Here is an 8556-nt window from a genome sequence, read left to right as displayed (position 1 = left end):
GAAATAGCGTTTAATTGTTGCCGCCAATAACTAAGTTGGGTTTCTAACACTTTACCTTGCAACCATTCGCGCTGCCAATAGGCAAAATCTGCATATTGAATTGGTAGTTCTGGCAAAGGAGAAGGCTGCTCGTTGGCAAAGGCTGTGTAGAGGATTGCCAGTTCTTGAATTAATAAGCCGATCGACCAACCATCGGAGACAATATGGTGCATATTCAATAAGAGAATATGTTCTGTTGCGCTCAGTCGCAGCAGCGTTATTCGCAGCAATATCTCGGTGGATAAATTGAAAGGTTTTTGAGCTTCCTGTGCTGTCAGTCGTAGCGCTTTTTTTTCTCGTTCTCCTAGTGGTAAATCTTGCAGATCGATGATGGGTAGATATACTTTTAAGGCAGGATGAATTACTTGAACTGGTTGCCCTTCAACTGTTACAAAAGTGGTACGCAAAGCTTCGTGACGCCGCACAATTTCATTAAAAGTTTGTGACAGCGCCTCTAAGTTGAGCGAGCCTGTGAGACGCACTGCTGCCGGAACGTTATAAAAGGGATTGTTGGGGACTAAACCATCTAGAAACCACAATCTTTGTTGTGCGAATGAGAGCGGAATATTTCGATCGCGAGAAATTGGTACGAGAGATATAGTATTGTTTTTACTTGTGGAATTAGCAGCTTTTAAAAATAAAATAATTTCGGTTTTGCGTTCTTGAATTTCCGCACGCAGTTCAGGTGTGATAACTCCTTCAGGCGCATTGCAACGAATGCGATCGCTATCAACAAAAACCTGAATATCTAGACTGCGAAGCTGGGATAAAAACTCAACTATATTCAAAATTCTACCTCTTCTCGATCGTTTGTCGTAGAGTTACTGCTATCCAAATTTTTCGCTGCCCAAGACATTGTTTCAATGTACCTAGCTAAACTCGCCACAGTGGGTGCTTCAAACAATATGCGTACAGGCAAATCTATTTGGAAAGCATCGCGTATTCGCGAAGTTAATTGAGTTGCGAGTAAAGAATGTCCGCCCAATTCAAAAAAGTTATCTTGGACACCTAACTGCTGTCTTCCCAAAACTTTAGCCCAAATTTTTACTAGCACCTCTTCGACAGAAGTGCGAGGTGCTATATAATTTTCTTCTATATTAAAACTGAGCGTATCTACCGTAGGTAAGGCAGTGCGATCGACTTTGCCGTTCGATGTCAGCGGTACGGATTTCAGCATCACAAAAACTGAAGGCACCATGTAGTCTGGTAATTTCTGTTTCGCGAACTCGCGCCAGTCATACGATTTTGGATTTTGCGCGAAGTGGGCGTCTTGGCGGTGACCGTCACGATGCCCACCTTCGCAAGAGAGGATTTTGGATTTTGGATTAATTAGTTGTTTTTCAGGAACGATGTAAGCTACCAAGTGCTTATCGCCCGGTACTTCTTCTTTGACAATTACAACAGCTTCTGCTACTTCTGGATGCTGACAAAGTACGGCTTCAATTTCTCCTAATTCAATGCGGAAACCGCGAATTTTGACTTGATTATCGATGCGCCCTAAAAACTCAATATTGCCATCTGGTTTATAGCGGGCTAAGTCACCAGTTTTATAAAGACGCGCTGACATAAACCGGGTTTCTTCGACAGAAACCCGGTTTCTCCAAGAAACCGGGTTTCTTGGATCTGGAACGGAAATAAAGCGATCGGCAGTTAATTCGGGACGGTGTAAATATTCTCGCGCCAGTCCATCACCGCCAATGTACAATTCGCCAACAATGCCAATAGGTACAGGCTGTAAATGTGCATCCAGCAGATAAATTTGCGTGTTGGCGATCGGGCGACCGATGGGAATAGATGTGGCCGATTCTGGTATTTCCTGCACGGGATAATAAGATGAAAAGGTTGTACTTTCTGTAGGGCCATAAACATGAATTAAGTGCTTTGGCACTCCTTTTTTCAAAACTTTTTGCACCCATCTGAGATCGACATTCTCACCGCCAAATAGCAAGTATCGCAACCCAGTAAAAGCTTGGGGAGCAATTCTGGCAATTTGTTGGAATAAGGCTGTAGTCAAAAATAAAATACTAATGTTTTTTTTGGCGAAGTTGCAATTCCAATTCGTTTGGCGAAAGGACGATCTCTTTGCTAATTCCCACAAGTTGAGCGCCGTTAAGTAACGCTCCCCAAATCTCGAATGTCGCTGCGTCGAAGGAAGTATTGGAGGCTTGGGCAATTTTATCTTCGGGTGCTATTTGCACATAGTTTGTGTTGCAGACAAGGCGATTTACAGCTTTGTGAGTAACGGCTACTCCCTTGGGTTTTCCTGTAGAACCAGAAGTGTAAATTACATAAGCTAAATTATCGCTTGTCACGCTGCTGTTTGGGTTTTCTTTGCTTTCTCGCTCGATAATTTCCCAGTCTTTATTTATATCAACGACTGGCTTGGAGAACTTGTCGAAATACTTAACCAAATTCTCTTGTGTTAGCAAAATTGAAACTTGGGCATCTTCTAGCATAAAATTTAAGCGATCGCACGGATAAGTTGGGTCTAAAGGCACATAAGCTCCCCCCGCTTTTAGGATAGCCAATAACCCGACGATCGCATCTACAGAACGCTCCATACAGATGCCGACTAAAACTTCCGAAGCTACACCTAAATTTTGGAGATAATGCGCTAGTTGGTTGCTGCGTATATTTAACTCTCCGTAAGTAAGTTGCTTGCCTGCAAAACTAACTGCGATCGCATCACGATATTGCTCCACTTTTTCTTCAAATAATTCATGTATACACTTATCTTGAGGATAATCTGCCTGCGTGTTATTCCATTCCACTAATATCTTATATAGTTGAGCTTCGCTCAATAACGGTAAATTAGCAATCCGTTGTTCTGGGTTGGCAACGATACCTGACAGCAGCGTTTTAAAATGTCCCAACATCCTCACAATCGTGGCTCGATCGAATAAATCCGTGTTGTAAACCACTACGCCTCTAATCCCCTCCGAATACTCCCACTTTCCTCCCCATAAACTTCGGAAATCCTCCGAACACTTCCACAAATGCAATTCCAAATCAAAGCGAGTTGTGGTAAAATCAATATTCATAAAACTAGGCAATAAACCGGGCAGTTCTAGCGCAGACATTGGGGCATTCTCGAAACCAAACACCACTTGAAATAACGGATGTCGGCTCAAGTTTCGCTCTGGATGCAGTTCCTCAACTAACTTTTCAAAAGGCAAATCTTGGTGGCTGTAGGCTCCCAGCGTTACTTGTTTGACTCTCGCTAGCATTTCCCGAAAAGTTGGGTTTCCACTTAAGTTTGTACGCAACACCAAACTATTGACAAAAAAACCAATTAATCCTTCAATTTCGCTGCGGTTACGATTGGCGATCGGCGAACCGACTGCAATATCTTCTTGATGGGTGTAGCGGTAAAGCAAGGTTTGCAATGCCGCCAGCAATGTCATAAATAAGGTAACGCCTTCTTGCTGAGCAAGTGTTTCTAGGGCATCTGCTAAATGTTTTGGTAATTCTAAAAATTCCCTGGCTCCTTGATAGCTTTGTTTGGCCGATATAGGTTTGTCTGTAGGTAAATTTAATATAGAAATTCCGTTTAATTGCTGTCGCCAGTAAGCTAACTGATTTGCCAACATTTCTCCTTGCAACCATTCGCGCTGCCAGTGAGCAAAATCTGCATATTGTAAAGGTAATTCTGGCAGATAAGAAAGCTGGTTTTGTGCAAACGCTGTGTAGATAGCGCTCAGTTCCCGAATTAGTACCCCAATCGACCAATCATCGCAGATAATATGGTGCATATTCAGCAATAAAATATGTTCTGTATCGGCAAGCTGAAGCAGCATCGATCGCAGCAATGGGCCAGTCGATAAATCGAAACATCGATCGCATTCTGCGGTGACGATGCGCTTTGCTTCCACCTCCCGTTCTTCTGTCGGCAAATGCCGCAAGTCGAATACGGATAGGGATGTGTTAAAAGTAGGAGCAATTACCTGCACCAGTTGCCCCTCCATCATCCCAAATGCGGTACGCAAAGCTTCGTGTCGTCGTATAATTTCATTCAATGTCTGCTCTAATGCGGTTACCTTGAGCGAACCTGTCAGACGAATTGCTGTCGGCACATTATAAAAGCTATTACCGGGAACCAATTGGTCGATAAACCAGAGTCGTTGCTGAGCAAAAGAGGCAGGAAAAATGAAAACATCTTCTTCTTGAGGAAGATTGACTTTGACTAGATTATCTGTATTTGGATTTTCGGAAAAATTTGACATAATCTCTCTTTTGTTTCTCCCTCGTAAAGGATAACTAATAATGGCTGTTTCTGGTTGTCTCTGGGATACTCCACCAGCAGACTTTACATTGTCGAGTAATGATATTCATATTTGGTGTGCCGATCTTGACTTGCCAGAGATGCGGGTTTTACAGTTGGCACAAACTCTCTCTGCGGATGAGCTAAAGAGGGCCGATCGCTTTTATTTTGAGCAGCATAAAAAACGTTTCATTGTTCGCCGTGGCATTCTCAGAACGCTGTTGGGTCGCTACTTGAATATGTCGCCCGATCGATTGCACTTTGATTATGCTTATCGCGGCAAACCTGCATTGGCAAAAAGCTGCGGTGGGGATACAATTCGATTTAATTTATCTGACTCTGATGGGGTCGCTTTATATGCGGTTACAAGCGATCGCGAACTCGGTATCGATATCGAACAAATCCGTCCGATGGAAGATGCGGAACAAATTGCCAAGCGTTTCTTTTCTGAGCGAGAATATGCCGTGTTGCGCGACATCGATCCCAGTCAAAAACAAGCTGCATTTTTTAATTGCTGGACTCGCAAAGAAGCTTACATCAAAGCAATTGGCGATGGCTTAGCTTTACCCCTAGATGAGTTTAATGTTTCCTTAGCGCCGGGAGAACCGGCTAGGCTACTCAGCATTAAAGGCGATCGACAATTAGCCACAGCTTGGTTCCTCCAGCATTTAAACCCTTTTCCTGGCTACGTGGGTGCGATCGCACTACAAGGTTTCGGCTTTAACATCAGCTGCTGGGAATGGGTGGAGTAGTGAAAGTCTCACTGCATAAGTAGGGTTTTCCCCACTGACGAAATTGTGCTGTTAGGAGAACATGAAATTAAAGGCAAGTAAATCAGTTAGAGATGTTATCAACCTTCAGCTAAAACTATTTACTTGCCCCAGGCAAAATAGATTCAATCGTGTTACTCAAGAACCAAAACAACTTAGTTAATCAAGTCTATTACGGAGGTAATTGACGTATGGCACTTATACGTTGGCAACCATTCCGAGAAATAGAAACCTTACGCCGTCAGTTTGACGAGTTGTTTGAGGAATTAGCAGGAAACAACCAACAGTCGGAGATGACTTGGATACCTGCGGTTGAACTTCAAGACAGAGATACTAACCTAATCCTGCGGGTGCAACTTCCCGGTATGGAAGCAAAAGATTTAGATATCCAAGTCACGCGGGAAGCTGTTTCTATTGCGGGCGAACACCGCTACGAACACAAAGCTGAAGACAAAGGATTTTTCCGATCGGAATTCCGCTATGGAAAATTCCAACGGACAATTCCTTTACCCGTACACGTTCAAAAAGAAGGTTCTATTGTCTCTAAGCCGGACAATAAAACTTATGAACTACCCACAGGCGAACTTACTGTTTACGCAAATGAGGAACAAAACCTTCCCAGCTTAACTAACGAATCCGATATAAAGATAACATTGCAAATTCAAGCCGAGGGCGACTGGAACTACGGTGACTCATGGATATTTGCCAATCCAGTAGATGCTAATGGCAATCCGGAGAATTCCGGACGAGAACCCTATGTGCGTTTCTCCCACATCAAACCAGCTGCATTAGTCGCTCTCAAAAATGACCAAGCTGTTGCTCACGGCAAAGGACAAAAAGTTGAGCTTCAACCGGGCGAAACTGTATCCTTCATCAACAACGACCAACAAGGCGTATATTATGACAACAGCGGTACTCAAACCGTGAAATGGTCGATTTTGAGCGCTAATTAACTGTAAAGGGCGCACAGAAAGGAAAGCAGCTTTTACGGATCGTTTAGAATTGCTATAATTGCAATCTGCTACTATAGGTGAGTAAACTTTAAGTTTACTCACCTTCTTAACATTATTCCTGATAATATAGTTCTTCCTTTCTTCATCTGAATGTGCTGAGATCGCATTAAAATTTATTCCACATTTTCCAGAGTTTGTACCATAACTAGCTCGCCATGCCCAAATCAGATTGTAAGGACAATTCATAAATTGCCCCTCCAATTTAACCAAAAAAAATTTGATAAAATTAAAAGCTGTAAGTGAGTTTTAGGGAAAGCTGCTATGTTAAAGCACCAGCTGCCGAGATACTTGCCCTCTGCCGAAGAACTACCTGATTCTGATGAGACACCTGTGGATAATGAACTGCAAGAATTAATACCAGGGTTGCTAAAGGCAATTTTGCTCATTCTTTGGGCAGAACGCATGGATTGGTTTTTTGGCATCGATATGGGTATTTATTATCACCCTGACTACCCCGCGATCGTACCAGATGCTTTCTTAAGTTTAGGTGTGGAACGGTTTTATGATGAAGAATTACGTCCCAGTTATGTATTGTGGGATGAAAATGTCGTACCAACTTTGGTGCTAGAAGTTGTTTCACAAAACTATCGGAAGGAATACAGCGATAAATTAGTTGAATATCAAGAATTAGGCATACTTTATTATGTCATTTATTCCTCCCGCCGTCGCCGCAAACCACGTTTGGAAGTCCATAAATTAGTTAATGGCAACTATGAATTACAGTCAGGAAATCCAATTTGGATGCCGGAAATAGGTTTAGGAATTGGTTGTGAGAGGGGAAATTATTCTGGGGTGACAAGAGAATGGTTGTATTGGTATGACGCTGAGGGAAAACGTTATTTGACGCCTGAAGAACAGGTTAAATATGAGGCTCAACGGGCCGCGCAGGAAGCTCAACGGGCCGATCGATTAGCTCAACGATTGCGAGATTTAGGGATAGATCCAGATATTTAGATCGATCGCACTCAAAAGAAGTTCACGCGATCGTTATTTTGCGTTAATTATCGCTCTTTTGTTACTTTGATGACAAAAGAGCGATATATGCGATCGCACTTTCCCCACATCCAAAAAAAAGCATATCGTTTTTCCATCCACACCCACTCGAAAATCAATGATAATGTTAAAAAGTTTCTCGGTGATGTTGTCCACACCCGCCCGGAAATCAATTTCCGGGCTAATAGCAAAAGTCGGTTAAAACCGACTGAAAAACCAAAAACTTATCAATAATTCTTCAGTCCACTTCAATGGACTTTCGCTATTAGCCTGGGCTTTGAACCCCTGGCGGGCTGCAAGCGTTGCCAACGATTTGAATCGCAGGCGGGCTGATTTCCGGTGCAAAGGTTACTATCAAAACAAAAATCTGACCTCAGAACAGAACCGAATACAGCAAATTCAATCATCTGCCAACGCTGACAAAATTCACTAATCGCTTTTTGCGAAACTCCCAACCGTCTCTCAACAAAAGTTTCTATCTCCACTGACATCATTGAAAAACCTCCGATGCTGCTGTTACCTTTCGACGGTCAAAAACGATTCCCCCATCTTCCCGCTTTCTATTTCAAGCCTAGCTTTTTACGAAACTCTTCATCGTATATTGCTTGCTCCCAATTCTTAGCAGATTTAACTTGTTCGGGAGTTAGGTTTTTAGAATTTGTGAATTTGGTACAGCGTCGTTCACTGTTAACCGGACTGTGAACTGTAATACAGTCGAAGTAAGCCTCGCTGATGTTGATCTTGCTAAGGTTCGCCTCGCTGAGGTTGGCACCGACGAGGATGGCACGGAAGAGGTTGGCCTCGCTGAGGTTGGCACCGACGAGGATGGTAACGAGAAGATTTGCATTACTGAAGTCAGTAAAGAGTAAGTTAGCACGGCTGAGGTTGGCAAGACTGAGGTCTGCATCGCTGAGGTTAGCACCGCTGAGATTGGCATCGGTGAGGTTAGCACGACTGAGGTCGGCACGACTGAGGTCGGCACGGCTGAGGTTAGCACGGCTGAGATTAGCACGGCTGAGATTAGCACGGCTGAGGTTAGCACGGCTGAGGTTAGCACGGCTGAGGTCTGCATCGCTGAGCTTGGCATACATGAGGTCGATACCAATAAAGTTGGCACAGTTGCCAAACAAGAGAGCTTTTAAGTAATTAGGTATCCACTGTAAAGATTTGCGCTTCTGGCATCCCTCTGTCAACAACTCCAATGCTTCTCGTGTTCCTAAACCACGAGTTCTAATTGTCTCCCAAGCCTTCTGTTCGGCAGCTTTTCTCCAAAATGGAATAGCAGCTACAAATGCAATGAAAAGAGGAACTGTAAAAAGATTAGCTGTTTTGAGGGTTCCGATTCGTCTGTGTCTCAAACTTTTCCGAATAAATTCTTTCCCCAAATCCGATAACCTTAGATTTCCACCTTCCTGTTTCTGAAACACCATCGCCTGAGTCAACACTTTCCCCCCAAGCAAATAATCCTTCGCCTTCCCCC

General features: G+C 43.4%; 8 protein-coding genes. 4 read left to right on the top strand and 4 right to left on the bottom strand.

All coding sequences use genetic code 11. The features are described from left to right. The 3 genes from H6S82_RS10210 to H6S82_RS34330 form a co-directional block, all read right to left on the bottom strand. Positions 1 to 827 (bottom strand): condensation domain-containing protein (locus H6S82_RS10210; RefSeq protein ID WP_242056893.1); only part of this gene is annotated, 827 nt, incomplete at its 3' end. Next, a complete protein-coding gene (locus H6S82_RS34335; RefSeq protein ID WP_255512230.1) occupies positions 824 to 2053 on the bottom strand; it encodes a non-ribosomal peptide synthetase in 1230 nt (409 codons plus the stop codon). The genes H6S82_RS10210 and H6S82_RS34335, both read right to left, overlap by 4 nt. A 10-nt stretch (positions 2054 to 2063) precedes the next feature. Further along, positions 2064 to 4262, bottom strand: a complete 2199-nt coding sequence (locus H6S82_RS34330; protein WP_255512229.1) for a condensation domain-containing protein — start codon at positions 4260 to 4262, stop codon at positions 2064 to 2066. Positions 4263 to 4302: 40 nt separating this feature from the next. On the opposite strand from H6S82_RS34330, the gene H6S82_RS10200 reads away from it, so the two are divergent. The 4 genes from H6S82_RS10200 (at position 4303) to H6S82_RS10185 (ending at position 7310) form a co-directional block, all read left to right on the top strand. Further along, a complete protein-coding gene (locus H6S82_RS10200; protein ID WP_190464907.1) occupies positions 4303 to 5052 on the top strand; it encodes a 4'-phosphopantetheinyl transferase superfamily protein in 750 nt (249 codons plus the stop codon). A 209-nt stretch (positions 5053 to 5261) separates the two neighbouring features. Further along, on the top strand, positions 5262 to 6023 hold the full coding sequence (locus H6S82_RS10195) for an Hsp20/alpha crystallin family protein (RefSeq protein ID WP_190464906.1): 762 nt from the start codon (positions 5262 to 5264) through the stop codon (positions 6021 to 6023). Between the two features lie 321 nt (positions 6024 to 6344). After that, positions 6345 to 7037 (top strand): Uma2 family endonuclease, encoded by a 693-nt coding sequence (locus tag H6S82_RS10190; protein ID WP_190464905.1) that lies wholly within the window; start codon positions 6345 to 6347, stop codon positions 7035 to 7037. 69 nt (positions 7038 to 7106) lie between these two features. Further along, positions 7107 to 7310, top strand: a complete 204-nt coding sequence (locus H6S82_RS10185; protein WP_190464904.1) for a hypothetical protein — start codon at positions 7107 to 7109, stop codon at positions 7308 to 7310. A 326-nt stretch (positions 7311 to 7636) separates the two neighbouring features. Here the strand turns inward: H6S82_RS10185 and H6S82_RS10180 are convergent. After that, positions 7637 to 8556 (bottom strand): pentapeptide repeat-containing protein (locus H6S82_RS10180; RefSeq protein WP_242056892.1); only part of this gene is annotated, 920 nt, incomplete at its 5' end.

It is taken from the genome of Planktothrix sp. FACHB-1355, from assembly GCF_014748295.1.
Taxonomy (GTDB): Bacteria; Cyanobacteriota; Cyanobacteriia; order Cyanobacteriales; family Aerosakkonemataceae; genus Aerosakkonema; species Aerosakkonema funiforme_A.
Note: the sequence above shows the minus strand (reverse complement) of the source record. Positions and strands in the feature narration are given on the sequence as shown.